At 63.8% G+C, this 25,996-nt stretch carries 24 protein-coding genes and 2 tRNA genes; 18 read left to right on the top strand and 8 right to left on the bottom strand.

From position 1 onward, the window contains the following. Positions 1 to 2 precede the first annotated feature (2 nt). A tRNA-Leu gene (locus L288_RS30215) sits at positions 3 to 87 on the bottom strand. A gap of 195 nt (positions 88 to 282) precedes the next feature. Between L288_RS30215 and zwf the strand changes: the two genes are divergently transcribed. From zwf to L288_RS30190, 5 genes are all read left to right on the top strand, one after another. After that, positions 283 to 1,746, top strand: coding sequence for a glucose-6-phosphate dehydrogenase (gene zwf / locus L288_RS30210; RefSeq protein ID WP_021237929.1), 1,464 nt, complete (start codon positions 283 to 285; stop codon positions 1,744 to 1,746). Then, positions 1,739 to 3,565: a phosphogluconate dehydratase gene (gene edd, locus L288_RS30205; RefSeq protein WP_021237928.1), complete on the top strand. Its 1,827-nt coding sequence runs from the start codon at positions 1,739 to 1,741 to the stop codon at positions 3,563 to 3,565. The genes zwf and edd overlap by 8 nt, the downstream gene beginning before the upstream one ends. 70 nt (positions 3,566 to 3,635) lie before the next feature. Then, entirely contained in the window at positions 3,636 to 4,616 is a 981-nt protein-coding gene (glk, locus tag L288_RS30200; protein ID WP_084465694.1) for a glucokinase, read from the top strand. Further along, complete coding sequence (gene eda, locus L288_RS30195) at positions 4,616 to 5,233, top strand: bifunctional 4-hydroxy-2-oxoglutarate aldolase/2-dehydro-3-deoxy-phosphogluconate aldolase (protein WP_021237925.1); 618 nt, start codon at positions 4,616 to 4,618, stop codon at positions 5,231 to 5,233. The genes glk and eda overlap by 1 nt, the downstream gene beginning before the upstream one ends. A 42-nt stretch (positions 5,234 to 5,275) precedes the next feature. Next, positions 5,276 to 5,791, top strand: a complete 516-nt coding sequence (locus tag L288_RS30190; protein ID WP_021237924.1) for a hypothetical protein — start codon at positions 5,276 to 5,278, stop codon at positions 5,789 to 5,791. Positions 5,792 to 5,856: 65 nt separating this feature from the next. Here the strand turns inward: L288_RS30190 and L288_RS30185 are convergent, their stop codons facing one another. The 3 genes from L288_RS30185 to L288_RS30175 form a co-directional block, all read right to left on the bottom strand. Next, positions 5,857 to 6,438, bottom strand: a complete 582-nt coding sequence (locus L288_RS30185; RefSeq protein ID WP_021237923.1) for a gamma carbonic anhydrase family protein — start codon at positions 6,436 to 6,438, stop codon at positions 5,857 to 5,859. A 3-nt stretch (positions 6,439 to 6,441) separates the two neighbouring features. Next, entirely contained in the window at positions 6,442 to 7,437 is a 996-nt protein-coding gene (hemB, locus tag L288_RS30180) for a porphobilinogen synthase (RefSeq protein ID WP_030541666.1), read from the bottom strand. 86 nt (positions 7,438 to 7,523) lie between these two features. Next, positions 7,524 to 9,104, bottom strand: a complete 1,581-nt coding sequence (locus L288_RS30175) for a M28 family metallopeptidase (protein ID WP_021237921.1) — start codon at positions 9,102 to 9,104, stop codon at positions 7,524 to 7,526. Positions 9,105 to 9,261: 157 nt separating this feature from the next. Between L288_RS30175 and L288_RS30170 the strand changes: the two genes are divergently transcribed. From L288_RS30170 to L288_RS30160, 3 genes are all read left to right on the top strand, one after another. Next, on the top strand, positions 9,262 to 9,966 hold the full coding sequence (locus L288_RS30170; protein ID WP_408020530.1) for a head GIN domain-containing protein: 705 nt from the start codon (positions 9,262 to 9,264) through the stop codon (positions 9,964 to 9,966). Positions 9,967 to 10,050: 84 nt separating this feature from the next. Beyond that, entirely contained in the window at positions 10,051 to 11,325 is a 1,275-nt protein-coding gene (locus L288_RS30165) for an ammonium transporter (RefSeq protein ID WP_031304249.1), read from the top strand. 4 nt (positions 11,326 to 11,329) lie between these two features. Next, positions 11,330 to 12,169, top strand: a complete 840-nt coding sequence (locus tag L288_RS30160) for a glycosyltransferase (RefSeq protein ID WP_031304247.1) — start codon at positions 11,330 to 11,332, stop codon at positions 12,167 to 12,169. Between the two features lie 13 nt (positions 12,170 to 12,182). Here L288_RS30160 and L288_RS30155 read toward each other — a convergent pair whose 3' ends face one another. Continuing rightward, the gene (locus L288_RS30155) at positions 12,183 to 13,514 is read right to left on the bottom strand and encodes an MFS transporter (protein WP_031304245.1); all 1,332 of its coding nucleotides are present in this window, start codon (positions 13,512 to 13,514) and stop codon (positions 12,183 to 12,185) included. 163 nt (positions 13,515 to 13,677) lie between these two features. On the opposite strand from L288_RS30155, the gene cyoA reads away from it, so the two are divergent. The 7 genes from cyoA (at position 13,678) to L288_RS30120 (ending at position 20,608) form a co-directional block, all read left to right on the top strand. Beyond that, the gene (gene cyoA / locus L288_RS30150; RefSeq protein WP_031304244.1) at positions 13,678 to 14,817 is read left to right on the top strand and encodes a ubiquinol oxidase subunit II; all 1,140 of its coding nucleotides are present in this window, start codon (positions 13,678 to 13,680) and stop codon (positions 14,815 to 14,817) included. A gap of 165 nt (positions 14,818 to 14,982) precedes the next feature. Then, complete coding sequence (gene cyoB / locus L288_RS30145; RefSeq protein ID WP_021237914.1) at positions 14,983 to 17,001, top strand: cytochrome o ubiquinol oxidase subunit I; 2,019 nt, start codon at positions 14,983 to 14,985, stop codon at positions 16,999 to 17,001. A 6-nt stretch (positions 17,002 to 17,007) separates the two neighbouring features. Next, a complete protein-coding gene (cyoC, locus tag L288_RS30140; protein WP_021237913.1) occupies positions 17,008 to 17,652 on the top strand; it encodes a cytochrome o ubiquinol oxidase subunit III in 645 nt (214 codons plus the stop codon). Continuing rightward, positions 17,649 to 18,041, top strand: a complete 393-nt coding sequence (gene cyoD, locus L288_RS30135) for a cytochrome o ubiquinol oxidase subunit IV (RefSeq protein ID WP_021237912.1) — start codon at positions 17,649 to 17,651, stop codon at positions 18,039 to 18,041. The genes cyoC and cyoD overlap by 4 nt, the downstream gene beginning before the upstream one ends. After that, a complete protein-coding gene (locus L288_RS30130; RefSeq protein WP_021237911.1) occupies positions 18,038 to 18,745 on the top strand; it encodes an SURF1 family protein in 708 nt (235 codons plus the stop codon). Before cyoD ends, L288_RS30130 begins: the two co-directional genes overlap by 4 nt. Beyond that, positions 18,724 to 20,064, top strand: a complete 1,341-nt coding sequence (locus L288_RS30125; protein WP_021237910.1) for an ATP-binding protein — start codon at positions 18,724 to 18,726, stop codon at positions 20,062 to 20,064. The genes L288_RS30130 and L288_RS30125 overlap by 22 nt, the downstream gene beginning before the upstream one ends. Then, the gene (locus L288_RS30120) at positions 20,057 to 20,608 is read left to right on the top strand and encodes a response regulator transcription factor (protein ID WP_021237909.1); all 552 of its coding nucleotides are present in this window, start codon (positions 20,057 to 20,059) and stop codon (positions 20,606 to 20,608) included. Before L288_RS30125 ends, L288_RS30120 begins: the two co-directional genes overlap by 8 nt. 10 nt (positions 20,609 to 20,618) lie before the next feature. On the opposite strand, the gene L288_RS30115 is transcribed toward L288_RS30120, so the two are convergent. Then, positions 20,619 to 20,692, bottom strand: a tRNA-Gly gene (locus tag L288_RS30115). Positions 20,693 to 20,898: 206 nt separating this feature from the next. On the opposite strand from L288_RS30115, the gene L288_RS30110 reads away from it, so the two are divergent. Beyond that, positions 20,899 to 22,869 carry a hybrid sensor histidine kinase/response regulator gene (locus tag L288_RS30110; protein ID WP_021237908.1) on the top strand — a complete coding sequence of 657 codons (1,971 nt, stop codon included), beginning with the start codon at positions 20,899 to 20,901 and terminating at the stop codon, positions 22,867 to 22,869. Positions 22,870 to 23,055: 186 nt separating this feature from the next. Further along, a complete protein-coding gene (locus tag L288_RS30105; RefSeq protein WP_051209632.1) occupies positions 23,056 to 23,985 on the top strand; it encodes an alpha/beta fold hydrolase in 930 nt (309 codons plus the stop codon). Between the two features lie 8 nt (positions 23,986 to 23,993). On the opposite strand, the gene L288_RS30100 is transcribed toward L288_RS30105, so the two are convergent. After that, a complete protein-coding gene (locus L288_RS30100; protein WP_021237906.1) occupies positions 23,994 to 24,338 on the bottom strand; it encodes a DUF2794 domain-containing protein in 345 nt (114 codons plus the stop codon). Then, entirely contained in the window at positions 24,338 to 25,057 is a 720-nt protein-coding gene (gene epsC / locus L288_RS30095; RefSeq protein WP_021237905.1) for a serine O-acetyltransferase EpsC, read from the bottom strand. Before epsC ends, L288_RS30100 begins: the two co-directional genes overlap by 1 nt. A 157-nt stretch (positions 25,058 to 25,214) precedes the next feature. On the opposite strand from epsC, the gene L288_RS30090 reads away from it, so the two are divergent. Further along, positions 25,215 to 25,988 carry a sulfite exporter TauE/SafE family protein gene (locus L288_RS30090; RefSeq protein WP_021237904.1) on the top strand — a complete coding sequence of 258 codons (774 nt, stop codon included), beginning with the start codon at positions 25,215 to 25,217 and terminating at the stop codon, positions 25,986 to 25,988. Positions 25,989 to 25,996 lie beyond the last annotated feature (8 nt).

Below are 25,996 nucleotides of genomic sequence, written 5' to 3'. Positions count from 1 at the left end.
TTTGGTGCGGGCGGTCGGAATCGAACCGACACTCCTTTCGGAACCGGATTTTGAGTCCGGCGCGTCTACCAGTTTCACCACGCCCGCATGCATGGATGTTCGCGCCAAATGGCAAAATAGAGCCGCATCGTCCAGACAAAAATCAGGCCGGGATGCGATCGCTCCGCCATCTGCCGTTGCGTCCCCGCCCTACGGCTTATAGCCTCCTTGCGTAACGAAACTTCGCCGGTATATGGGCGGTTTCGTGCAGACATGACCAACTCCAACGGAAAAGGGCATCCTTTGACCGATCCGTCTGCCACGTTCCTGCTGTTCGGCGCCACGGGCGACCTGGCGCACCGCATGATCTTTCCCTCGCTCTACAATCTTCTGGCGGACGGGCTGTTGCCGGACGACTTCCTGATCGTGGCGTCGGGGCGGACAGAGATGGACGATGCCGCTTTTCGCAAGGACATCGATCAGGCCCTGCGGAAATTCGTCGGCGCCGATCGCTATGATGCCGAGGTCGCGGGCAAGCTGTGCGGCATGATCGTCTATCAGCCGGTGGAAGCAGGCAATGCCGGGCAGTTCAGGAAGCTGGCGGAACGGCTGGACGGACGCGCCGAACGGGGCCTGACCGTCTATCTTTCCACCCCGCCGTCGCTGTTCGCGCCCACTGCGCAAGGGCTGGCCGATGCGGGGCTGCTGACGCCCACGTCGCGCATCGCCATGGAAAAGCCGATCGGCAAGGACCTCGCTTCATCCAAGCAAGTGAATGACGGCATCGGCGCGCTGGTCGATGAAAGCCAGATTTTCCGCGTCGACCATTATCTGGGCAAGGAAACGGTGCAGAACCTGCTGGCGCTGCGCTTTGGCAATGTGATGTTCGAACCGTTGTGGAACGCCACGGCGATCGATCATGTGCAGATCACCGTCGGGGAAACGGTGGGCCTGGAAGGCCGCGTTTCCTATTATGACGGCGTCGGCGCGCTGCGTGACATGGTGCAGAATCACGTGCTGCAAATCCTGTCGATCATCGCCATGGAGCCCCCTGCCCGCATGGATTCGACCGCCGTGCGCGACGAAAAGGTGAAAGTGCTGCGTTCATTGCGGCCCATGACGGCCGAAACGGTCAAGACCCTGAGCGTGCGCGGTCAATATACGTCCGGGGCCGTGGGCGGAGAGATCGTCGCGGGCTATGCCGATGAGCTGGGACGGCCATCGGACACGGAAACATTCGTCGCGCTCAAGGCCTTCATCGACAATTGGCGCTGGCAGGGCGTCCCCTTCTACCTGCGCACGGGCAAGCGGATGCCGACGCGTCAGTCGGAAATCCAGATCCAGTTCAAGCCCGTTCGTCATTCCATCTTCGGCCGCGACGGGCGCGGGTCCGGCCTGGAACCCAACAGGCTCATCATCCGCCTTCAGCCGGAGGAATATATCCGCCTGCTGATCATGAGCAAAAGGCCGGGGCTGGAGCGGGACGTTCATCTGGAGGAAGTGACGCTGGACGTGTCGCTGACCGCCGCCTTTGCGGGCCAGCGCCGCCGGATCGCCTATGAACGGCTGATCCTGGACCTGCTCGCGGGCGACCAGACGCTGTTCGTGCGCCGCGACGAGGTGGAAGCGCAGTGGGCCTGGATCGATTCGATCATCGACGGCTGGAAGGCAGCGGGGATGAAGCCCGCTCCCTACGCAGCGGGGAACTGGGGACCGTCCTCGGCCATTGCCCTTATCGAACGAGACGGAGCCAGCTGGCATGACTGACCTTCATCCGGTGATCGCCAAGGTCACCGATCGCATTATCAAACGCAGCGCGCCGCAGCGGCGCAAATATCTGGACCTGATCGAGCGCGGGCGCGACGCGGGCACCAACCGGACGCAGTTGTCCTGCGGCAATCTGGCGCACGGTTTCGCCGCCAGTGGCGAGGACAAGCCGGTGATCCGGTCCGGTCAGGCGATGAATATCGGCATCGTCACCGCCTATAACGACATGCTGTCGGCGCATCAGCCCTATGGCCGCTATCCCGAAGCCATCAAGATCGCCGCGCGCGAAGCCGGCGCGACGGCGCAGGTGGCGGGCGGCGTTCCCGCCATGTGCGACGGCGTGACCCAGGGGCAGGCAGGCATGGACCTGTCGCTCTTTTCCCGCGACACGATCGCGCTGGCGACGGCGGTGGCGCTGTCACATGCCATGTTCGAAGGCGCGCTGCTGCTGGGCATTTGCGACAAGATCGTGCCGGGGCTGCTGATCGGCGCGCTGCGCTTTGGCCACCTGCCTACCATATTGGTGCCCGGCGGGCCGATGCCATCGGGCCTCGCCAACAAGGAAAAGGTGCGCATCCGGCAGCTTTATGCGGAGGGCAAGGTCGGCAGGGAGGAACTGCTTGAGTCGGAAAGCGCGAGCTATCATGGCGCTGGCACCTGCACCTTCTACGGCACCGCCAACAGCAACCAGATGATGATGGAGGTGATGGGCCTGCACATGCCCTGCGCATCCTTCGTCAATCCGGGCACGAAGCTGCGCAGCGAATTGACCCGCGCGGCGGTCCATCGCGTGACGGCGATCGGCTGGGACGGCGACGATTACCGGCCGCTGGGCCATTGCATCGATGAAAAGGCGATCGTCAACGCGATCATCGGCCTGATGGCGACGGGCGGATCGACCAATCACGCCATCCATCTGCCCGCCATCGCCCGTGCAGCGGGCATCACCATCGACTGGACCGATTTCGCGGAGATTTCCGATGTCGTGCCGCTGCTGGCGCGGGTCTATCCCAACGGCGCGGGTGACGTGAACAATTTCCATGCGGCGGGCGGCATGTCCGTGGTGATCCGCGAGTTGCTGGACAATGGCCTGTTGCACCGGGACATATTGACCGTCGCGCGGGACGGGTTGACCGATTATGGCAAGGAGCCGGTGATCGAGGATGAGGCGCTGCAATGGCGCGACGTTCCCGCTTCCCGCGATCTTTCGATCCTGCGTCCTGTTTCCGATCCGTTCAGCCCGGATGGCGGCATGCGCCTGCTTGCGGGCAATCTGGGCCGCTGCGTCATGAAGGTGAGCGCGGTCGATCGCGAACGCTGGACGATCGAAGCCCCCGCCGCGATCTTCCACGATCAGGACGATGTGCTGCGGGCGTTCAAGGCGGGAGAGCTGGAGCGGGACGTGGTGGTCGTCATGCGTTTCCAGGGACCGCGCGCCAACGGCATGCCGGAACTGCACAAGCTGACCCCCGCGCTGGGCGTGTTGCAGGACCGGGGTTTCCGCGTCGCTCTGGTGACGGACGGCCGCATGTCCGGCGCTTCGGGCAAGGTGCCTGCCGCCATCCATCTGTCGCCCGAAGCTCTGGGCGGCGGGCCGATCGCCAGGCTGAAGGATGGCGACATGGTCCGCGTCTGCGCCGAAACCGGCGTGATCGAGGCGCTGGTCGATGCCGCCGAATGGAATGCGCGGGACCTACCTGCGCCCCCGCCGCCGCCCTACGACACGGGGCGCGAGCTGTTCGCCCTCTTCCGCCATCACAGCGACCTTGCCGAACAGGGCGCGTCACCGATCCTGGCGGCGATGGAAACGGAAATGTGATCGGCGCCGCCACAATGCTGGCGGCGGCGCTCGCGCGGATGTCCGCTCATGACGATGCGACGCAAAAGAGATGGAAGTGCCTGCAATGACCGATATCATCGCCGCAGACATTGGCGGGACCAACGCCCGCTTCGCCCGTGCGCGGCTGGACGAGCGCAATGTCCCTTCATTGGGCAAGGTGCGCAAATATAAGGTCGCGGACTTCCCCAGCTTGCAGGCTTGCTGGGCGGCCTTCGTCAAGGATGAGGGCGGCGATCTGCCGCAGGCCGCCTCCATCGCCTTTGCAACGGCGATCGGGCGCGACGTGATCAAGCTGACCAACAGCAGCTGGATGATCCGGCCCGAAACGCTGGACGAGGAACTGGGCCTCAAGCAGATGCGGCTGGTCAATGATTTCGAGGCAGTGGCACATGCCGTCGCGCGGCTGCCGCAGGAAAATCTGCCTTTGTTGTTCGGCGACGACCGCCCCTTTCCGCGCGATGGCGGCGTGACCGTCCTTGGCCCCGGCACAGGCCTGGGCGTGGCGATGATCGCCTTTGACGATGGCGAACCGCATATCGTCGCGACCGAAGGCGGGCATCAGGACTTCGCGCCGGTCGATCCGCTGGAGGACAAGATCCTCGACTATCTGCGCGACAAGTTCCTGCGCGTGTCGACGGAGCGGATGGTTTCGGGCCCCGGCCTCAACAATATCTACAAGGCGATGGCCACGATCGGCCATGAGCGCGTCATGCTGATGGACGATGCCGAACTGTGGCAGGCGGCAGTCGATGGCACGGATGAGTTCGCACGGGCGGCGTTCGAACGCTTCTGCCTGTGCTACGGGTCGGTGGCGGGCGATCTGGCCCTGGCGCACGGCCCGCACGCGGTCGTGCTTGCCGGGGGGCTTACCCAGCGCATGCGCCACCTTTTGCCGCAGACCGGATTTCACCGGCGCTTCATCGCCAAGGGCCGGTTCGAAAGCCTGATGGCGACGGTGCCGATCCGCCTCGCGCTGCATGAGGAAATTGGATTGTATGGCGCGGCCGCCGCCTTCCGGGAGACGAAGTGATGCATTTGAACGTTGCGCAAGTGATGGAACTGGCGCCCGTCATCCCCGTGCTGGTGGTGGAGCGTGTCGAGGACGCCCTGCCGATCGCCCGCGCTCTGGTGAAAGGCGGTCTTCCGGCGCTGGAAGTGACGTTGCGCACGCCCGCCGCGCTCGACGTGATCCGCGAAATGGCGCAAGTGGACGGCGCGGTCGTGGGCGCGGGCACCGTGCTCAATCCCGCGCAACTGGACGCGGCGATAAACGCGGGCGCGCGCTTCATCGTCAGCCCCGGCCTTACGGAGCCGCTGGGTAAGGCCGCCGTCGCTGCGGGCGTGCCATTCCTGCCCGGCACGGCCACGGCCGGGGACATCATGCGCGGCATGGACATGGGCCTTTCCCATTTCAAATTCTTCCCCGCCGAAACCTCTGGCGGACTGCCCGCGCTCAAGGCGCTGGCCGCGCCTCTTCACGAAGCGCGCTTCTGCCCCACCGGCGGGATCACCGCGGAGAGCGCACCCAAATGGCTGGCGGAACCCTTCGTCAAATGCGTCGGCGGCAGTTGGGTCGTGCCCAAGGGTCCGGTCGATGCGGACAAGATCGAGGCGCTGGCGCGGACAGCCGCTGCATTGGCGCGCTGACGCCATTGCGCACCGCCCGCAGCTTGCCTAGATGAGTGCCCCATGATGCTGCGCCGGTTGCTGCCCTCCCTCGCCCTTTTCCTGTCCGGCTGCGCGGGGACGCTGACCGGCTACCCCTCGCTCGCCAAGCGTTCGATCGAGAATGCGCCGATGGGCGAACCGGCCGCCGCCGCGCCTGCCGTGGCGCAGACGGACCCCGCCGTGCAGGCGCAGGTCGGCAAGCTGACCGCTCAGGCGCAAGCCGGAGCCGCCGCCTTCGACAAGGCCTATCCGGCTGCCGAACGCGCCGTCCGCGCGGCATCGGGATCAGCGGCCGCCAGCGAAGCATGGGTGACGGCGCAAACTTCGCTCAGCGCGCTGGAAGCGGCGCGCAACGACAGCGTATCGGCGCTCGCCAGCCTGGATGTTCTCTATGTCGAGCGAAGCAATGCCATCGCCGATGGGAAGGCCAGCGGCGGCGTGGAGCAGATCGACGCCGCCCGCGCATCGGCGCTGGCGATCGTGGATTCGCAGAATGACCGTGTCGATGCGCTCAAGAGCAGACTCGCGCAGCCCTGAGCACCTGTCCGTCAGCTTACCTGGATAGGAAGCGCGGACCGGCCACCGGCCTCCGCCGCCTCCTGTCAACCGTCCGCTTTGAGCGCGCCTTTATGCGCTTTCCCATTATGGACATAATGGTCGACGCTCTCGCGCATGGTGATCAGCGCCTCGTCAGTCAGGTCTCTCGCATATCTGGCGGGGCGGCCGGTCCATAGCTGGCGATGGGGCACGGTCTTGCCCGGCGCGAGCAGCGCGCCCGCGGCAAGCATGGCATCGCTTTCGACCGTGCACCCGCTCATGACGATGCTGCCGAGGCCCACAAAGGCGCGATCCTTAAGCACGCAGCCATGAACCATGGCCATATGCCCGATCAGCACTTCCTCCCCGATGATGGTGGGCCATCCATCGGGCGGATTACCCGGACTTCCGCTGTCGCAATGGAGGACGGTGCCGTCCTGGATATTGGTGCGCGCGCCGATGCGGATGATGTTCACATCGGCCCGGATCACGCAGTTATACCAGATGCTGACGTCGGCCCCGATCTCTACATCGCCGATGATGTGGCATCCAGGCGCGATGAAGGCGCTGGGATCGATGACCGGCGTCTTGCCGTTGAAGGGCAGGATGGTGACGCCGGGATGATCGGCGGACAGATGACCGGCCATGCCTCAGGCTCCCAGCAGGCGCGCGGCGTGGAGCGCGTGATAGGTAAGAACGCCCGAGCAACCCGCGCGCTTGAAGGCCAGCAGCGTTTCAAGCACCAGCGCGTCGCGGTCGCCCGCGCCCGCAGCGGCGGCCGCCTCGATCATCGCATATTCGCCCGACACCTGATAGGCGAAGACCGGCACGGAAAAGGCGTCCTTCACCCGCGCGATGATGTCCAGATAGGGTAGCCCCGGCTTCACCATGACGCTGTCCGCGCCTTCGGCCAGGTCCAGCGCCACTTCGCGCAGCGCTTCCTCGCTGTTGGCGGGGTCCATCTGATAGCTTTTCTTGTCGCCTTTCAGCAACCCGCGCGAGCCCACCGCATCGCGGAATGGACCGTAAAAGGCGCTCGCATATTTGGCGGCATAGGCCATTATCTGGACATTGGCGTGCCCCTCCTCCTCCAGCGCCTCGCGGATCGCGCCGACGCGGCCGTCCATCATGTCGCTGGGCGCGATGATGTCGGCACCGGCGGCGGCCTGATTGAGCGACTGGCCGATCAGAACGTCGATCGTCGCGTCATTGACGACATAGCCCGCCTCGTCCAGCAGCCCGTCCTGCCCATGGACAGTATAGGGGTCAAGCGCCACATCGGTCAGGATGCCGATGCCGGGCACCGCATCCTTGATCGCACGGATCGCGCGGCACATGAGATTGTCGGGATTGAGCGCCTCCGCGCCATCGTCACTGCGCCGGTCCGGCTGCGTATTGGGAAAGAGGGCGAGGCAGGGGATACCCGCGTCCCGTGCTTCCCTGGCGCGGGCGACGATGCCGTCGACGGACCAGCGCGACACGCCGGGAAGCGATGCGATGGGTTCTTCCACACCTTCTCCATCAGTCACGAACAACGGCCAGAGGAGGTCGCTGGGATGAAGGCGATTTTCCGCGTGCATGGCGCGACTCCATGTCGCGGCGCGAGTACGGCGCAGGCGAAGCGCCGGATAAGGGGCATAGCTCATCCGCGCGGTCTAGGCCGCCATGGGAGGCCGATCAAGGTTCCGGTGAAGCCTTCCCGCCGCAGCGATGCCGCACACGCGCATTTTTTTCATTCCCCGGCAAAGCGGCGAAAGAAGCTGTCCTTGTTCCATTGAGGACGCTCATCCGCATTGGCGACGCGCAGCGTGACAGCGGTGACATAGTCGTTGAGCTTGACCGACTCGGCGGGGAGGACGGGTTGCCGCGCGTCATCGAAGGGCGAATGGTAGATATTGGCGCGCCACGCCTTTTCCACCGTGGCTTCCGGGCTGTCCGCCTTGAAACCATATTTGAAGAACAGCGCGGGGATGCCTTCGCGGATGAAACTATACTGGTCCGAACGGATGAACACGTTGCGATCGGGAAAGGGATCGGGTGTGATCGGCAGCTTCATCTCTGTGCTGACGGCGGCGGCCGCATCGCCCAAGCTGCTCTGGTCATAGCCGATGGGCGTGACGCTGGTGAGCGGAAAGATGGGCAGAGCCATGTCGAAATTGAGGTTGGCGGTAATCGCCTTGCGCGAAACCGTCGGCCGCCGCGCGAAATAGCGCGAGCCAAGCAGCCCCTTCTCTTCCCCCGTCACGATCGCGAAGAGGATGGAGCGGCGAGGCTTTTCCTTCCCCTCCCGCAGGGCGCGCGCGATCTCGATCAGGCTCGCCACCCCTGATGCATTGTCCAGGGCGCCATTGTAGATCGCGTCTCCCCTGATCGGGGTGCCCACGCCATAGCCGTCCAGATGCGCGGACAGGATAACATATTCGTTCCTCAATTGCGGATCGGCGCCGGGCATGACCGCGATGATATTGGAGGATGACAGATCGGCGCGGCGGCTGGCGATGTCGGCTTTCAGACGCTGGGCAAGTGGAAAGGACGGCACCGGTGCGGACGCATCGGCAGCCGCCGCGATGGCGGAAAAGTCCTTGCCGCTGCCTTCGAACAGGAGGGCCGACCTGGCCGGGTCCCACTGCGCCGTGACGAAGGGCGTGGCGCTGTCGCGCAGCGATGCGTCCTTGAAGAACAGGGCTGGCTGAGTGGAAAGCGCCATTCGCCTTTCCCATGGAATCTCCACCTGCTTGGGCGTGACCAGCATAATGAGGCCGGCCGCGCCCCTGCGGGCAAGCCATGCCGCCCGATCGGACCGGGCATGGGATTTGAGCGCGCCCGAAATCGTCCTGGGACCACCCGAAATCACGACGATGATCTTGCCCTTGACGTCCAGCCCGGCGAAATCGTCATGCCCGGCCTCCGGCAAATGCAGCCCATAACTTGCGAACAGCAACGGCGCGTCCAGCGACTGCGGCAGGGGGCCACCGGCGGCCGAAAAGATGATGTCGCCCGGCGTGGAAAGCGGCCTTTCCCCTGTTGGCCCGATCAGGACCGCCCTGCTCTCTTCCGCCGATATTCTCTGTTCGACGAAGGAAATCGGCTGGCGGTAGCCTTCCGTCCCGGCAGGTTTCAACCCAAGCGCGCGGAACTGGCCGATCACATAGTCTGCGGCGCGATCATAGCCGGGGGAGCCCGTCGCCCGGCCTTCATTCGCATCGCTCGCCAGCGCTTCGACATGGGACCACCATCGCGCCGCCCTGTCCTGCGCGATGGCAGGAGCATCGGCGATCGCCAGCAGGCCCAATGCCAGGAACAATATGCGCATGATTGATCAGCCTCCCATCGCGCCGGACATGATCTTGCCCCAACGCCTCCGACGAACGAAGGGGCTTGAAGCCGCCACCTGCCCTTGCAGCGCCAGCAGAGGAAGCTATCAGTCGGAGCTTAAAGGCTTATCGGGCAGGAGCAACGGGCTGGTGCGCATCGCAAGGCTATCGAGGAACTGGTTCGCTTTCTGTGCGATCCTTCTGCTCAGCCATCCTGCCGCGGCGGCGACGCGCGGCTACACCATAACCAGTTTCAGCGCGATCCGGGTCGATGCGCCCGTGGAGGTCATCGTCACCACCGGAGCGGGCGCTTCGGCACGGATCGAAGGCGACCAGAGCCTGATCGACCGGCTGCGCATCGACGTGTCGGGGCGCTTGCTGACGGTGTCGCTGGACCGCAGCCCATCTGGCGACAAGGGCGGCGGGCGCGCTACCTTGCGCCTTTCCACCGGGGACCTGTCGCGAATCGTCCTGACAGGCGGCGGGTCCGTGTCGGTCAGCCGGATCAGGGGCGGGCGCGGCGACATCATCCTGGGCGGCAATGGCGACATCAGCGTTGCCGCCATCGATGTCGACCAGTTGAACCTGGGCCTTGCTGGCGCTGGCCGGGTCACGCTCGCCGGGCGGGCTGGCATGGCGACGGTGCGGGTGAACGGCCCCGGCGCGGTGGCGGCGGAAGAACTGCATGTCAGGCAAGCGACGGTCGGCAATGACGGGCCGGGCAACATCGCGCTGACCGCCGATGTCACGGCAAAGGTGACCGCATCGGGATCGGGCGATGTCACTGTCCTGGGCAAGGCCGCCTGCCAAGTCGAAAATCGCGGCACGGGACGCATTTCCTGCGGCGGCAAGGCCTATTAGCGCCTTGCGCCCTCGCATGGCGCTTTGCTTATCAACTTGTTTACCCGGCGGCGGGTAGGACGGCGGGAATATAGACCGCCGGATATGCCGATGTTCGCTCGCCTGTTGCTCCTCTTCCTCTTCGTCGCAGCCCCGCAGCCCGCCGGTGCGCAGGTGGCGGTTGCCGATAGCGGCGATACGGGCTGGATGATGCTGTGCGGCCTTCTGGTGCTGCTTGCCGCCCTGCCGGGACTGGCGCTGCGGCACATGGGGCTCGTCAATGTACGCAACGGCCTTGCCATCGCAGCGCAAACCGCCGCCGTGGCTGCTGGTGCGTCGCTGGTCTGGGGGATTGCGGGCTACAGCCTAGCCTATGCGCCGGGAAGCAGCTGGCTTGGCGGAGGAGCCAATATGCTGCTGGCGAACCTCAACCCCTTGCAAGAGGGGATGACGGTCCCCGAATCCGCTTTCGTCCTTTTCCAGATGAGCCTGGCGGTCTTCGCCGCCTGCCTGCTGCCGGGCGCGGTGGCAGGGCGGGCGCGTCTGGGCTGGATGGCTGCGCTCGCGCCGCTCTGGCTGCTCATCGTCTATGCTCCGGTGGCCCACTGGATCTGGGGCGGCGGCTGGCTCGCAGGGCTTGGCGTCATGGACTTCGCGGGCGCTCTGGTGGTCCATGTCAGCGCGGGCTTTTCCGGCCTGGCGCTCATGCTGATGATCGGGCGGCGGCGCTCATCGCCGGACGCTGGCCATGCGCCCTTGCTCAGCATCGCGGGCGGCGCGCTCATATGGATGGGATGGACGGGAGCACTCGGCGGCTGGGCATTGGGCGCTACCGGCGACGCGGCCGCCGCCATATTGAACGCTCATTTCGCGGCCTGCTCCGGCGCGCTTTGCTGGATGCTCATAGACCGCCTCGCGGGAGGGAAACCGTCCGCCACGGGGCCGTTGTCGGGAGCGCTGACGGGGCTTGCCGCCATATCCGCTTCGGGCGCTCTTGCCGGTACGGGCGGCGCGATCCTGACCGGCATCGTGGCGGTGCTCGTCTGCCGGGCTGGCAAGGCTGCGTTCGCCAAACGGATCGACGATGGCGGCGATGTCTTCGTGATCCATGGACTGGGCGGGCTGACCGGCGTGATGCTGATGCCTGTGATGGTGCTGCCGGTGATGGGCGGGGCCGGGTTTGAGCCGGGCATCAGCCTGACCGGCGCGCTGGCGTCGCAGGCGGCTGGCGTTGGGGTGGTGGCGCTATGGTCTATGGCTGGTTCCGCCATCGCCGCGCTGATCCTGTCCGTGCTGCTGCCCATGCGTGGTACGGCCCAGGAGGAAGCGGACGGGCTGGACAGCGTGCAGCATGGCCAGCAAGCCTGGGATTTCCGCTGACACCATGCGCCTCGCCGCCGGCATCTTCGCGCATCAGGAGGAACAGAGGATCGCCGCTTGCCTGCGTTCGCTGCCGCTCGACCGCGCCGATATCGTCTTTCATGTGCTGGTGAACGGATCGACTGACGCGACCGCCTCACGCGCGCGGGAGGCAGCGGCGGGACGGGCCAACGTCATCGTGCATGACCTCGCTTTCGGCGGAAAGTCGCGGACGTGGAATCATTTCGTGCATGATCTGCTCGCGGGACATGAGGATGCGGTCATCTGCATGGACGGCGACGCTCGGATCGCAGAAGGCTCCATCGATGCGCTGCTGTCGGCTCTGGCCAGGCATCCTCAGGTCAATGCAGCCGCCGGAATGCCGATGAACGGAAGGCTCGCCAGCCACTATCGCCGCATGCTGCGCGAGGAAGGCGGGTTGTTCGGGGACCTTTATGCTCTGTCGGGCAGCTTCGTCCAGCGCATCCGCGATCGCGGGCTTCATCTGCCGCAGGATCTGATCGGCGATGATGGTCTGGTCGCGGCCTGGGCCTATACGGACCTGCAATCGGATGCGGCCTGGAGCCTTGACCGGGTAGTTGCTTGTGAAGATGCCGGTTTCTTCTGCGATCCGGTGCGGCTGACCAGTCCGGCAAGCTGGCGGATGCAGTATCGGCGCCTGATCAACTATTCCGTGCGCTTCTACCAGAACCGGATCGTGTCCGACATTATGAGCCGCATCGGCCCGGACGGGCTGCCCCCGCGCCTCGCCGACCTCTATCCGCTCTGGCTTGAGCAGTTCAGACCCCGTCCCGGCAGGGCATGGTGGTTCGACCGGCAAGCCCTGAAACGGATGAGGGCATAGAGCCCCTCGACCCTCAGCGATCCTTGCCAGCCAGTTCCTTGTTGATGAACAGGGCAAGGCCCGTGACGATTGCGCCCGACAGCAGATAGGCGCCGGACGCCGCAAGCCCGAAATTGCTCGACAGCAGCAGCGCGACGAGCGGAGCGAAGCCCGCGCCCACCAGCCAGGCAAGGTCGGACGTCAGCGCGGACCCCGTGTAACGCGTCGCGCTGGCGAAGTTGGAGGCGACCACGCCCGACGATTGGCCAAAGCTCAGCCCCAGCAGAATGAAGCCCAGGATCATGAAGGCGATCTCCGCCAGTTCCCCTCCGTTCAGCAGCAGCGGGGCGAGAATGCTGAAAATGCCGATGCCGAGCGCCGACCAGCCGAGCAGAGACCTGCGGCCCACCATGTCAGCGACGAAACCCGACACGATGATGGCCAGGATGCCGACGCACGCGCCGATCGCCTCGATCACGAGGAAGCGCTCCAGCGGCTGATACGTGTAGAGCGCGATCCAACTGAGCGGGAAGACGGTGACCATGTGGAACAGGGCAAAGCTCGCCAGCGGGGCGAAGGCGCCGATCACGATGTTGCGGCCTTCGTTGCGCACCGTTTCGACGACCGGCGACGGCTGCAATTCGCGCGCTTCGAACAGCCGTTCAAATTCATGGGTGACGACGATGCGCAACCGGGCGAACAGCGCGACGACATTGATCGCGAACGCCACGAAGAAGGGATAGCGCCAGCCCCACTCGATAAAGTCAGCGCGCGACAGGGTGGACAGGAAGAAGGCGAAGAGGCCGCTGGCCACCAGAAGGGCAATGGGCGCGCCAAGCTGCGGCATCATCGCATACCAGCCGCGCTTGTTCGATGGCGCGTTCAGCGACAGCAGCGACGCCAGCCCGTCCCAGGTTCCCCCCAGCGCGATGCCCTGCCCCGCGCGGAACGCGGCGAGCAGCACCGCCGACCAGACGCCGATCGTCTCATATCCCGGAAGAAAGGCGATGAAGGCCGTCGATCCGCCAAGGAGGAACAACGCGATGGTCAGCTTCACGCCGCGCCCATAGGCCCGGTCGATGGCCATGAAGAGGAAGGAGCCGATCGGCCGCGTGACGAAGGCGAGCGCGAAGATGGCGAAGGACCAGATCGTGCCCGACAGCGGGCTCAGATAAGGGAAGACATGCGCGGGAAAGACGATGCAGGACGCGATGGCATAGACGAAGAAATCGAAAAATTCCGAAGTCCGGCCGATGATCACGCCAATGGCGATCTCGCCAGGCGCAACCCGCTTGTCACGCGCGGTGACGTTGCGGGCATCGCGCTCCATCGACGTGGAAGACGGCGTGGTCGTCGCGGAAGTCATGGGGTGTCGCTGGCCTTCATGCTGCGGGAAATCCATGCAGCATCGCTGCGGCACGGCGAATCATCCCGGTGGTCGAAAGGGGCCATGCATGATTTCGCACCCGCGAGGGGATAGGACAAAAGGTCCAATGTCGAACCCCTCCCCTCCCCCCTATTCGGCCAGCATGACCGTTCGCCGACTCATCCCGTCAACCGCTGTTTTCCGCCGATTTGCGCCTGTGTTGCTGCTGCCCTTGGGCGCGTGCGACTGGGTCGTCATGTCACCAGCGGGCGATGTCGCTGTGCAGCAACGTGACCTCATTCTGGTGTCGACGCTGCTGATGCTGCTGATCATCCTGCCGGTGATGGCGATGACGGTCTGGTTCGCGTGGCGCTACCGGGAAAGGGCGAAGGCGAAGGATTATGATCCTGACTGGGACCATTCGACCAGCCTTGAACTGCTGATCTGGTCGGCGCCGCTGCTGATCATCATCGCGCTTGGCGCGATCACCTGGACCAGCACGCATCTGCTCGACCCCTATCGCCCGATCGAGCGCATCGATGCCGAGCGGAAGGTCGAACCGGCGGCGAAGCGGCTCCAAGTCGAAGTGGTCGCGCTCGATTGGAAATGGCTGTTCATCTATCCCGAACTGGGAATCGCCACCGTCAACGAACTGGCCGCGCCGGTCGATCAGCCGATCGAGTTCAAGATCACGTCATCGACGTTGATGAACAGCTTCTTCGTGCCCGCGCTCGCCGGGCAAATCTACGCCATGCCCGGCATGCAAACCGTCCTGCACGCCGTAGCGAACAAGCCGGGCAATTTCGAAGGCTTTTCGGCCAATTATTCCGGCGCGGGCTTTTCCAACATGCGCTTCCGCTTCCATGCAATGGATCAGGCCGGGTTCGACCAGTGGGTGGCCAAGGTGAAGGCAAGCGGCGTGAATCTGGACCGGGCCGCCTATGTGAAGCTGGAGCAGCCGAGCGAGAAAGTGCCGCCGCTCTATTTCAGCAGTGTCGAGCCAAAGCTGTTCCATGCCGCGCTCAACATGTGCGCCCAGCCGGGCAAGCGCTGCATGGACGAGGTCATGATGACCGACATGCATGGCGGCGCGGGCAAGGAGTCGGCGCATGACACGCAGGGGCTGCGCCATGACGGCACGATCGATGTCGGCGGCTTCCATCCCCTTCCGCCCGGAAAGCGCGGCGAAATCGCCCAGCCCGCAGGGATGACCCCTGCCGCCGGGCGCACGCCCGCAGCACAGGGCAATGAAGCGCCGGGGCAGAAGGATGCCGATGGGCATATGGGGCATCATGGCGAGTAAGATGCCGGCAGCCCCGCCTGCCTCCATTCGTGTCACGCGTAGCCAAGACACGGGAAGCGCGATGCCAATGTTCCTCGACTGCGCTCGAAACGAACGGGCCTTTGCGCCCGATGTGCCGCTGAACCAAGCACTCCCCCACACCTTCCTCCAGAGGCCCTGAACCTTATGTCTCCCCATCCCGCCTCCGAAAATAGCGGCATCTGGAAGCTAATCTTCGGCCGTCTCGACTGGAGCGCCATTCCGATCCACGAGCCGATCCTGATCGCCACCTTCCTCGCGGTCGCCGTGGGGGGCGCCGCCATATTGGGGCTGGTCACCAAATACCGGCTATGGGGCATGCTGTGGCGCGACTGGTTCACGACCGTCGACCATAAGCGCATCGGCATCATGTACATGATCCTGGGCCTCATCATGTTCGTGCGCGGTTTCGCCGACGCGATCATGATGCGCATCCAGCAGGCCTGGGCCTTCAATGGCTCGGAAGGCTATCTGAACGCCCATCACTATGATCAGATCTTCACGGCGCACGGCGTCATCATGATCTTCTTCGTGGCGATGCCGATGATCACCGGGATCATGAACTATATGGTTCCGCTGCAAATCGGCGCGCGGGACGTGAGCTTTCCCTTCCTCAACAATTTCAGCTTCTGGATGACGACGGCCGGTGCCGTCATCACCATGATGTCGCTGTTCGTGGGCGAATTCGCGCGGACCGGCTGGCTGGCCTATCCGCCGCTGTCGGGCATCGCCTACTCGCCGGGCGTGGGGGTGGACTATTATATCTGGGGCTTGCAGGTGGCAGGCGTCGGGACATTATTGTCGGGCGTCAACCTGATCGCGACCATCGTCAAGATGCGCGCCCCCGGCATGACGATGATGAAGCTGCCGATCTTCGTGTGGACGTCCCTGCTGTCCAACGTGCTGATCGTCGCCGCCTTCCCGGTGCTGACCGCCGTTCTCGCGCTGCTGAGCCTGGACCGCTATGTCGGCACCGCGTTCTTCACGAACGACATGGGCGGCAATCCGATGATGTATGTGAACCTCATCTGGATCTGGGGCCACCCCGAGGTCTACATCCTCATCCTGCCGCTGTTCGGCGTGTTCAGCGAAGTGACCTCGACCTTCTCGTCCAAGCGCCTCTTCGGCTATTCGTCTATGGTCTATGCGACGGTCGTCATTGCGATCCTGAGCTATCTCGTCTGGCTGCACCACTTCTTCACCATGGGATCGGGCGCCAGCGTCAACAGCTTCTTTGGCATCACGACGATGGTCATCTCCATCCCGACCGGGGCGAAGCTGTTCAACTGGCTGTTCACCATGTATCGCGGCCGCATCCGGTTCGAACTGCCGATGATGTGGACAGTCGCCTTCATGCTGACCTTCGTGGTCGGCGGCATGACCGGCGTGCTGCTGGCGGTGCCGCCCGCCGACTTCGTGCTGCACAATTCATTGTTCCTGATCGCGCATTTCCATAACGTGATCATCGGCGGCGTGCTGTTCGGCCTGTTCGCGGCGATCAACTATTGGTGGCCCAAGGCGTTCGGGTTCAAGCTGGACAAGAAGTGGGGCGTGCGCAGCTTCTGGCTGTGGGTCGTCGGCTTCTGGGTCGCGTTCATGCCGCTCTACATTTTGGGCCTGATGGGCGTTACCCGGCGCATGCGCGTGTTCGATGATCCAAGCTTGCAGATCTGGTTCCAGATCGCTGCGCTGGGCGCGTTCATGATCGCTGGCGGCATCGCCTGCATGTTCATCCAGTTCGCGGTCAGCATCATCAACCGCGATAAGCTGCGCGACACGACCGGCGACCCGTGGGATGGCCGCACGCTGGAGTGGGCGACCAGCTCGCCGCCGCCCGACTATAACTTCGCCTTCACGCCGGTCATTCACGACACCGACGCATGGGCCGACATGAAGAAGCGCGGCTATCAGCGGCCCACGGGCGGCTACCGGCCGATCCACATGCCCAGCAACACCGGGACGGGCATCATCCTGGGCGGCCTGTCCGTGGCCTTCGCGGTCGGCATGATCTGGTATATGTGGTGGCTCGCGGGGCTGAGCTTCATCGGCATCCTGGCCGTCGCGATCGGCCACACCTTCAACTACAAGCGCGACTATTACATCCCCCAGGATGTGGTGGAACGCACCGAAGGCGAGCACATGCGTCAGCTCGCGATGCAGGGCTGAACCATCATGGCTAGTGTATCCACCATAGACCCCGCCTTCCTGGACAAGGACGGCAATCCCCTCTTCCACCTGGCGGAAGAACCGCATCATCCCGAAGGGTCCAGCACCATGCTGGGCTTCTGGATGTACCTGATGAGCGATTGCCTCATCTTCGCCTGCCTGTTCGCCACCTATGCGGTGCTGGGCGGCAGCTATGCGGCGGGGCCCGGCCCCAAGGACCTGTTCGACCTGGAGCTGGTCGCGCTGAACACCGCGATGCTGCTCTTTTCCTCCATCACCTACGGCTTTGCCATGCTGTCGATGGAAAAGAACCGGGTCGCCGCCACGCAGGGTTGGCTGGCCATCACCGGCCTGTTCGGCCTCGCCTTCCTGGGCATCGAGATGTACGAGTTCGCGCATCTCATCCATGAAGGCGCGACCCCGATGCGATCGGGCTTTCTGTCCGCCTTCTTCGCGCTGGTCGGCACGCATGGCCTGCACGTCACCTTCGGCATCATCTGGCTGGTGACGCTGATGGCGCAGGTCGCCAAGAAAGGGCTGATCCCCGCGAACCAGCGCCGCCTCATGTGCCTCAGCATGTTCTGGCACTTCCTTGACGTCGTGTGGATCGGCGTCTTCACCTTCGTCTATCTCATGGGGATGCTGCGATGAGCGCGCACGACCAGCACGACGCCCACGGCCATCATGACGCCGGGCACAGCCATGGCAGCTTCGGCAGCTACATGATCGGCTTTGGCCTGTCCGTCATCCTGACCGCCATCCCCTTCTGGCTGGTGATGACCGGCGCCTTCGCCAATCCGCGGACCACCGCGATCGTCATCATGGCCTTCGCCGTGGTGCAGATCATCGTCCACATGATCTACTTCCTGCACATGAATACGCGGTCTGAAAGCGGGTGGACGATGATGGCGCTGATCTTTACCATCGTCCTGGTCGTCATCACCTTGGCGGGATCGATGTGGGTCATGTACCACCTCAACACCAACATGATGCCCCAGATGCAGGCCATGTCCCCGCATGACATGAGCCAGATGCCGTGACGGCAAGGCGGCGGGCGACGGGTTTCCTGATTGGTTTTTCGATCGCCGCCGCCCTTCTGTTCGCGGGGCTCGTCAGCCTGGGCGTATGGCAGATCCAGCGCCTCCACTGGAAGCGGGCGCTGATCCATCAGGTCGAAACGCGCATCCATGCGCCGGCACGCCCTGCCCCTTCATCCGCCGGTAGCGACGATGCCTATCTGCGAGTCACGGCGCGCGGCACATTCCTGCATGACCGTGCGGCACTGGTGCAGGCATCGACGGTGCGCGGCTTGGGATATTGGGTGATGACGCCGTTGCGCACGGATGGCGGCTTCACCCTGATCGTCAATCGCGGCTTCGTGCCATCCGAGGAACGCTCCAGCTATGCGCGGCCCGGCGGCGTTGTGCGCGTGACCGGCCTGTTGCGCCTGACGGAGCCGGGCGGCGGCTTCCTGCGCGCCAACGATCCCGGCGGCGGCCGCTGGTATTCGCGTGATGTGGAAGCAATCGCGCGCGCCAAGAGCCTCCCTGCGCCGGTGGCCAATTATTTCGTCGATCAGGACCAGGCGGTTCCCCCCAACGGCTTTCCGGTAGGAGGGCTGACAGTGGTCCGCTTTCCCAACAACCACCTGCCCTATGCGATCACATGGTTCGCGCTGGCGGCGATGGTGGCGGGCGCCTACATAGTCGTGATGCGTCATGAATGGAAAGCGCGCCACGCGTGAAGCTGCGCCCATCTATAAGCGGCCGCTGGCTGCCGGGCCAGTGGCCCGCGGATGCCGCTGGGCGCAAGAATATGGCGCTGCTGGTGCAACTGCGATGGGTCGCCATCGCCGGGCAGATCGTGACCATATTGTTCGTGCATTGGGGCATGGGCATCAGCCTGCCCATCCTGGCGATGCTGCTGGTCGCCAGCATCGCCGCCGCGGTGAACATCGTCACCTTCGCCGCGCTGCGCCGCCGCACCGACGTTGCCCATGCGGAACTGTTCGTGGCGCTGCTGTTCGACGTCCTGCTGCTGACGGTGCAGCTTTACCTGAGCGGCGGCGCGACCAACCCGTTCATCTCGCTTTATCTTCTACAGGTCGCTCTCGGCGCGGTGCTGCTTGATCGCTGGAGCATCTGGGGCATCGTGATCATGTCGGCGCTCTGTATTGCGATGCTGTCCTTCGTCTATCGGCCGCTGCACCTGACCGACGCGCTGGAGGGACATCTGTTCGACCTGCACATCGTAGGCACATGGATCTGCCTGACGATGATCGCGGTTCTGCTGGTGCTGTTCATGACCCCGGTGGCCCGCAACCTCCAAGCGCGCGAAGCCTATCTGGCGCGGTTGCGGCAACAGGCGGCGGAGGAGGAACATATCGTCCGCATGGGCCTGCTCGCTTCGGGTGCGGCGCATGAGCTTGGAACGCCGCTGTCCCAGCTCGCCGTGGTGCTGGGCGACTGGCGTCACATGCCGGAGATCAGCGGCCACCCGGCGCTGAAGGAAGAGGTGGAGGAGATGCAGGCGGCGGTCCAACGCTGCAAGGCGATCGTGACCGGCATCCTGCTGTCCGCTGGCGAAGCGCGCGGCGAAGCGCCCGAAGTCACCAATGTGCGCGATTTCATGGAAGGCATTGCAAGGGACTGGCGGACTGCCAACCCCGGCATGCCGCTGCATTGCGACTTTGGCCCGCATGATTATCCACGCATCGTCGCCGATCCGGTGATCCGGCAAGCGATCGGCAACTTGCTGGACAATGCGCGGGAGGCTGGCGCGAGCTATATCGACCTGCTCGTCGGCCGGGACAGCCATTCGCTGAACATCGCCGTGCGGGATAATGGCAGCGGGTTCAGCGAGGCGATGCTGGCTGACTTCGGCAAGCCCTACCGCTCCAGCAAGGGCAGCGATGGCCGGGGCATGGGCCTGTTTCTGGTCGTGAACGTGGTGCGCAAGCTGGGCGGCAGCGTCAGCGCCAGCAATGGCGCGGACGGCGGCGCGCTCATTCTGATGCGGTTGCCGCTGGGCACCGTGGCGCTGGAGGAGCAGGCGGATGAGTGAGGAAAAGCCCTGGAGCGAAGACAGGCTGCTCGTCCTGGTGGAGGATGACGAAGCCTTTGCCCGGACCCTGAAACGATCGTTCGAGCGGCGCGGATACCGCGTGCTCACCGCTGACAATCAGGCTGCGCTGAACGCGCTTCTGGAAAGCCATAACCCGCAATATGCCGTGGTCGATCTGAAACTCGCCGCGGAATCCGGCCTTGTATGCGTTCAGGCCTTGCACGCTCATGATCCGGCAATGTTGATCGTCGTTCTGACTGGTTTTGCCAGCATCGCCACGGCGGTCGAGGCGATCAAGCTCGGCGCGTCCCACTATCTCGCCAAGCCATCCAACACCGATGATATCGAGGCCGCTTTCGCCCGGTCGGCGGGTGACGCGTCCACCCCGCTGGCGCCCCGGCCAACCTCAATCAAGACCCTGGAGTGGGAGCATATTCATGAAGTGCTCAAAGACAGCGACTTCAACATCTCCGAAGCCGCGCGGCGTCTGGGCATGCACCGCCGCACGCTCGCCCGAAAGCTCGCCAAGCGGCAGATCGGATGAAGGAGAGCGCTGGAGCGGGTGAAGGGAATCGAACCCTCGTCGTAAGCTTGGGAAGCTTCTGCTCTACCATTGAGCTACACCCGCGCGCGGCACCCGATTAACGGCTGCGTCGGCCCGCGTCAACGGCCGGACCGCAGTTCATATCCGGGACGAAAATGAGCTTAAAAAATAACATCCTCTTTGCAATAGGCTAAGTGGGAAGCAATTGTGATAGGCTTGTTAAACGGAACGAACCCGCATGCGGGGTGTTTGTCTTTTCAAGAAGATATAAGTTTTTACCGGGGGCTATCATGATCACGGCGGCGCCGGAGGAGTCTGGAAACCGCTTTGAACTGCTCGTGCAAAGCGTTACCGACTATGCGATCTACATGCTGTCGCCAAATGGCATCATCGTCAGTTGGAATGCGGGCGCGCGCAGGTTCAAGGGCTATGATCCCGATGAGATCATCGGCCAGCATTTTTCCCGTTTCTACACGCCTGAGGATCAGGCGGCGGGCATCCCCGCCCGTGCGCTGGAAACTGCCGAGCATGAAGGCCGTTTCGAAGCCGAGGGCTGGCGCGTCCGCAAGGACGGCACTCGTTTCTGGGCCAGTGTCGTCATCGACCCCATCCGCAATGCCAGTGGCGTGCTGATCGGTTTCGCAAAGGTTACCCGCGACCTGACAGAACGCCGCATGGCCGAGGAAGCGCTGCGGGTGAGCGAGGAACGTTTCCGGCTGCTGGTACAGAGCGTGACGGATTATGCGATCTACATGCTCGACCCGGTCGGCACGGTCACCAGCTGGAATGCGGGCGCACAGCGGTTCAAGGGCTATACCGCCGACGAGATAATGGGCGAGAATTTCTCCCGCTTCTATTCGGACGAGGACCGGTTGGCGGGCGTGCCGGTGCGTGCGCTGGAGACCGCCGCGCGCGAGGGCCGGTTCGAAGCGGAAGGATGGCGCATCCGCAAGGATGGCTCGCGTTTCTGGGCCAGCGTCGTCATCGACCCCATCCGCAACATGATGGGCGACCTGGTCGGCTTCGCGAAAGTGACCCGCGACCTCACCGAACGCCGGGAGGCGCAACTGGCGCTAGAAGAGGCGCGCGAAGCCATATTCCAATCGCAGAAGATGGACGCCATCGGCAAGCTGACAGGCGGCGTCGCCCATGATTTCAACAACCTGTTGGCGGTCATCGTCGGCAGCCTGGACCTTGCGAAACAGCGGCTGGAAACCGGCGGCGACGTGTCGCGCTACATCCAGAATGCGATGACGGCGGCTGAACGGGGTGCGACGCTGACGCAGCGGATGCTGGCCTTCGCCCGCAAGCAAGAATTGCGGCTGGGAAGGGTGGATTGCGTCGCGCTGGTGCGGAACATGGCCGCCCTTCTGGAAACGACGCTGGGCAGCACGGTAACGATAGAGACGCGCTTCCCTCTTTCGCTGAGTTGCGCCCATGCGGACCCGGCGCAACTGGAACTGGCGCTGGTCAATCTGGCGGTCAATGCGCGGGACGCCATGCCGGATGGCGGACGGCTGATCATCGAAGGGGTCGAGTTGGACGTGCTTGCTCAACAGCGGCCCGACCTGGCGTCCGGCCGCTATGTGCGGTTGTCCGTCATCGACGAAGGGGACGGCATGGACGAAGCGACGCTCAGCCGCGCCCGCGAACCCTTTTTCACCACCAAGGGCGTGGGCAAGGGCACCGGCCTTGGCCTGTCCATGGTGCATGGCTTTGCCGAGCAGTGTGGCGGGTCGCTGATCATATCGAGCGAGCCGGGCCAGGGCACCACCGTGTCCATGTGGCTGCCTGTCGCGCCTGCGGAAAGCGATCTGGCGGAGGATACCCCTGCTCCCGTCGAATATCTTTATCCGTCCGACGATCAGCCGCTCGTCATATTGGCGGTCGATGATGATGATCTGGTCCTTACCAATACGGCTGGCATGTTGGAGGAACTGGGCCATACCGTCTTCCAGGCGGGATCGGCGGCCGACGCCCTGCGCATGCTGGAACAGGGGCATATCGATCTGGTCATCACCGATCATGCGATGCCGCATATGACGGGCGCGCAACTTGCCGATGCCTTGAGCGAAACACTCCCGGAGCTGCCGGTCGTCATCATCACCGGCTTTGCAGAATTGCCGCAGCACGCGACGAAGCGGCTGAGGCTGGACAAGCCGTTCAAGCAGGCCGACCTGGCGCGGATCGTGTCGATCGCGCGGCAAGGCGTCACCGCCGATCGTTCTTCCGGGGTGTCGGGTTTGCCCACCGGATTGTGATCAGGCGGGCCATTTTCTCCCGTTTTGGCACGATTGACCCGGGGAAGCGCCGTTATCGCCTCTCCGCCTTGTGCGAAAACTGCTAATATTCAGTGGTGCACCGGCCAAGGCGCTTGCCAGCTTAGCGGAGTTCGCCGAAGGAAGATGAACATCAAACCTGCCTTCGCCTCCAGCATATGGGACCGCATGACTCCTTCGGCCACGATTTGCCCAAGCTCTCATTTCTATACCTCCCTGCGGACGCGGCTGCATTATGTGGATTGGGGAAACCGTTCCGCACCAGCGCTGATCCTGGTGCATGGGGCGCTGGACCATGCACGCAGTTGGGATTGGACGGCGCGTGCGCTGGCACAGGATTATCATGTCATCGCCCCCGACCTGCGTGGCCATGGCGACAGCGCATGGTCGGCACAGGGCTCCTATGCGATGGCGGACTTCGTCTATGACCTCGCGCAACTGATTGATCAGTTGGGCCGGGACAAGGTGATCCTTGTCGGCCATTCCCTAGGGGGATCGCTGGTCCTGCGCTATGCGGGGCTGTTCCCGGATCGGGTGGAGCGGCTTGTCGCGATCGAGGGATTAGGTCTGTCACCAGCCCGGCTGGAGGAAAAGAACGCACTTTCCATGCCTGACCGATGGAAGGAATGGATCAAGGACCGGCGCGCGAGCGCCCGCCGCGCCGCCCGCCATTATCCCACGATCGAAGCTGCCGTCGGCCGCATGCGGGAGCGCAACGATCATCTGTCGGCCGAACAGGCGCTGCATCTAACGGCGCATGGGGTGAACCGGAACGAAGACGGCAGCTATGGCTGGAAGTTCGACCCTTATCTGCGCACTCTGCCGCCGGAAACGGCCGCGGAGGCAGACCTGCCGCAATTCTGGGCGCGCATCGCCTGCCCCGTCCTCCTCTGCCTGGGTCTGGATAGCTGGGCATCGAACCCGGTGAAGGACGGCCGGTTCAGTCACTTCAAGGATGCAAGGCTGGTTGAGTTCGCCGATGCCGGTCACTGGCTGCACCATGACCAGTTCGACCGGTTCATGTCCGAACTGCGCGGTTTCCTTGATGGAGAGGAAGCGCCTCCCGCAGCGCTGTCGGGGCCATCGAACAGCGCCTAAACAGGCCGTCAGTCGCCCACGATCTTGAGCAGGCGGCGTTCGACGGGCGCGAGCACGCCTTGAAGTTCCGCGCCGCGCTTCAATATATTCCCGGCCTCCCCGATCAAGGCCCACATTCCCTGACGATTGCGGAGCGCCGGACGTTTTTCGATCCGGTATTCAGGACGTTCGGCTGACCGGCGAAAAGCAGAGAAGATGGCGGCGTCTCGGCCAAGGTCGATGGCATAATCCCGCCAATGTCCGGCGGACACCATGCGGCCATAAAGGTCCATGATCCGCATCAATTCCAGCCGGTCGAAACCGATCTGCCCAGACGGTGCGCCGTGAACGGGAAACGGCGTCACATTACTCATCAGGCGCGGCCACGCTCCTGAAACAGCGGGACGTCTTCGCCGGGCGCGACAGAACGGGCGTCCCGCTCCTGCATCAATTCAGCGAGGCGCTTCTGCAACTGCTGTACTTCGCATTGCAATAGTTCAAGCTTCTGCTTTTCAGGATCGTAGCAATCCGAACAGGGCGTGCCATAGGGCAGGAATTCCCGCTGATAGGCCGTGACATCGACCAGCATCTGCCGCGCCGGGATGCCTACCATCGTCGCGCCTTCCGGCACTTCGCGAGTGACGACGGCGTTCGCTCCGATACGCGCGCGGGGTCCGACATGGATGGGGCCGAGCACCTGCGCGCCCGACCCGACGATGACTCCGTCGCTCAGGGTCGGGTGGCGCTTGCCCGCGATGCCATTGGCCGGGTCGGTCCCGCCCAGCGTCACATTCTGGTAAAGCGTGACGTCATCGCCGATCTCGGCAGTCTCGCCAATCACCGTAAAGCCGTGGTCGATGAAGAACCGCTTGCCGATCTTCGCACCAGGGTGAATGTCATTGCCCGTCAAAAAGCGCGACAGATGGTTGATCGCCCGCGCAAGGAAATACACCCGGGCATTGTAAAGGCGGTGCGCCACCCGATGAAAGGCGAGCGACCACACGCCTGGATAGAGCAGGATTTCTGCACGGGAGCGCGGCGCCGGGTCACGAGATTTGACCGAGTCGAGATAAGCGATAAGATTGCGCAGCATGAAGCGCCCCTGAAAAGCTGACACGCCGTACATAGGCCCAAAGGGACAATTTTTCCAGATGGCCGCTATTTAGACTTGCATCAACAAAACAGAATGTGTCTTGGACCTCGATGATTTACCTATCATTGCGGTAGACAAACATGCCAAAGGCTCGTGGATGACAGATACCTTGATTGCCCATTTTGGGGAGATATTGCCCTTCATCCTCATCGGCTTTGGTGCGCAGATGATCGACGGGGCTTTAGGCATGGCCTATGGCGTTATTTCCAGTACGCTGCTCCTCGCCCTGGGGGTCCCGCCCAGCCGCGCTTCGGCCAGCGTGCATGCGGCGGAAACCTTTACTACCGGCGTGTCGGCAATCAGCCATATAGCGCATCGCAATGTGGACTGGCGGCTGTTCGCGCGGCTGATCATACCCGGCGTGATCGGCGGCGTCGCGGGCGCTTATGTGCTGTCCAACATTGACGGTTCGGTGATCAAGCCGTTCGTCCAGATCTATCTGGCCGCCATCGGCATCTATCTTGTCTGGAGGGGCTTTCATTTCCCGCCGCATGCGCGCGATCCCAAATGGGTCGCGCCGCTTGGGTTGGTGGGGGGCTTCATGGATGCAAGCGGCGGTGGCGGCTGGGGACCGATCGTCACATCCAATCTGCTGATTCAGGGCACCAGCCCCCGCCACACGATCGGCACCGTGAACACGGTCGAATTCGTGCTGACCCTGTCGATCAGCATTACCTTCCTGCTGCATCTGGGCTGGCAGGCGTTCACCACTTATACCACGGGCCTGCTGATCGGCGGCGTCATCGCCGCGCCGTTCGGCGCGATGCTCGCCCGCCATGTCGCACCGCGCGTGCTGTTCGTTGGCGTTGGCACCATCCTGATGCTGACATCATTGTTTGGCGTGGCCAAATGGCTTGGATATATCGGCTGAGCCTATTA

This window comes from Sphingobium quisquiliarum P25, from assembly GCF_000445065.1.
Taxonomy (GTDB): Bacteria; Pseudomonadota; Alphaproteobacteria; order Sphingomonadales; family Sphingomonadaceae; genus Sphingobium; species Sphingobium quisquiliarum.
The sequence above is the reverse complement of the archived record's forward strand: the minus strand, read 5'-3'. Positions and strand labels throughout refer to the sequence as shown.

Coding starts and splice junctions, on each gene's coding strand:
- L288_RS30175 (WP_021237921.1), bottom strand. CDS start 9,104: ATGCGCATATTGTTCCTGGCATTGGGCCTGCTGGCGATCGCCGATGCT.
- hemB (WP_030541666.1), bottom strand. CDS start 7,437: ATGAGCTATGCCCCTTATCCGGCGCTTCGCCTGCGCCGTACTCGCGCC.
- cyoA (WP_031304244.1), top strand. CDS start 13,678: ATGACCGTTCGCCGACTCATCCCGTCAACCGCTGTTTTCCGCCGATTT.
- cyoC (WP_021237913.1), top strand. CDS start 17,008: ATGGCTAGTGTATCCACCATAGACCCCGCCTTCCTGGACAAGGACGGC.
- L288_RS30110 (WP_021237908.1), top strand. CDS start 20,899: ATGATCACGGCGGCGCCGGAGGAGTCTGGAAACCGCTTTGAACTGCTC.
- L288_RS30165 (WP_031304249.1), top strand. CDS start 10,051: ATGCCGATGTTCGCTCGCCTGTTGCTCCTCTTCCTCTTCGTCGCAGCC.
- eda (WP_021237925.1), top strand. CDS start 4,616: ATGCATTTGAACGTTGCGCAAGTGATGGAACTGGCGCCCGTCATCCCC.
- L288_RS30190 (WP_021237924.1), top strand. CDS start 5,276: ATGATGCTGCGCCGGTTGCTGCCCTCCCTCGCCCTTTTCCTGTCCGGC.
- L288_RS30090 (WP_021237904.1), top strand. CDS start 25,215: ATGACAGATACCTTGATTGCCCATTTTGGGGAGATATTGCCCTTCATC.
- L288_RS30100 (WP_021237906.1), bottom strand. CDS start 24,338: ATGAGTAATGTGACGCCGTTTCCCGTTCACGGCGCACCGTCTGGGCAG.
- epsC (WP_021237905.1), bottom strand. CDS start 25,057: ATGCTGCGCAATCTTATCGCTTATCTCGACTCGGTCAAATCTCGTGAC.
- cyoD (WP_021237912.1), top strand. CDS start 17,649: ATGAGCGCGCACGACCAGCACGACGCCCACGGCCATCATGACGCCGGG.
- edd (WP_021237928.1), top strand. CDS start 1,739: ATGACTGACCTTCATCCGGTGATCGCCAAGGTCACCGATCGCATTATC.
- L288_RS30155 (WP_031304245.1), bottom strand. CDS start 13,514: ATGACTTCCGCGACGACCACGCCGTCTTCCACGTCGATGGAGCGCGAT.
- L288_RS30120 (WP_021237909.1), top strand. CDS start 20,057: ATGAGTGAGGAAAAGCCCTGGAGCGAAGACAGGCTGCTCGTCCTGGTG.
- L288_RS30105 (WP_051209632.1), top strand. CDS start 23,056: ATGACTCCTTCGGCCACGATTTGCCCAAGCTCTCATTTCTATACCTCC.
- L288_RS30185 (WP_021237923.1), bottom strand. CDS start 6,438: ATGGCCGGTCATCTGTCCGCCGATCATCCCGGCGTCACCATCCTGCCC.
- glk (WP_084465694.1), top strand. CDS start 3,636: ATGGAAGTGCCTGCAATGACCGATATCATCGCCGCAGACATTGGCGGG.
- L288_RS30125 (WP_021237910.1), top strand. CDS start 18,724: ATGGAAAGCGCGCCACGCGTGAAGCTGCGCCCATCTATAAGCGGCCGC.
- L288_RS30160 (WP_031304247.1), top strand. CDS start 11,330: ATGCGCCTCGCCGCCGGCATCTTCGCGCATCAGGAGGAACAGAGGATC.
- cyoB (WP_021237914.1), top strand. CDS start 14,983: ATGTCTCCCCATCCCGCCTCCGAAAATAGCGGCATCTGGAAGCTAATC.